This is a genomic window from Sutterella massiliensis (genome assembly GCF_016899755.1).
Lineage (GTDB): Bacteria > Pseudomonadota > Gammaproteobacteria > Burkholderiales > Burkholderiaceae_F > Sutterella > Sutterella massiliensis.
Genome location: NZ_JACJJC010000344.1, coordinates 1 through 347 on the forward strand (window position 1 = coordinate 1; position 347 = coordinate 347).

Annotated in this window: 1 protein-coding gene; it reads right to left on the bottom strand. The window is 63.4% G+C overall.

What is annotated here, in order from left to right; genetic code table 11:
- The coding region (locus H6A60_RS12840) for a TraU family protein (RefSeq protein WP_205105247.1) at positions 1–347 on the bottom strand (347 nt) is incomplete at both ends.

The window sequence follows — 347 nt, forward strand, 5'->3', positions numbered from 1 at the left end:
AGTCAAGCCAGCGCCAGACGAGATAGACGGGATCTTCGCCGACGGCGGGCAAAACGCGGCCCATGCCCCAGAGCAGATCGCTCTCCCCGATGACGTGAGAGTCGTCGGTTTCGGGTGTGGGATACATGACCGTGAACCTGTATTGGTTTTTCGGCAGGAACGGCGCGATCTCACCGCCGCACATCACTTCGTCGCCGACGGTGAGCCATTCGAGTCCGCGCCGATGGAGCGCCGCGAGCGTGCGCGTCGCCATGAGACTCGTCGTACGCAGAATGCCGTCTCGACCGAGCACGTTGCCCGTGAAGGGATAGAGCATCCCCCAGGATCCCGCGCACCAGTAGAGCTCC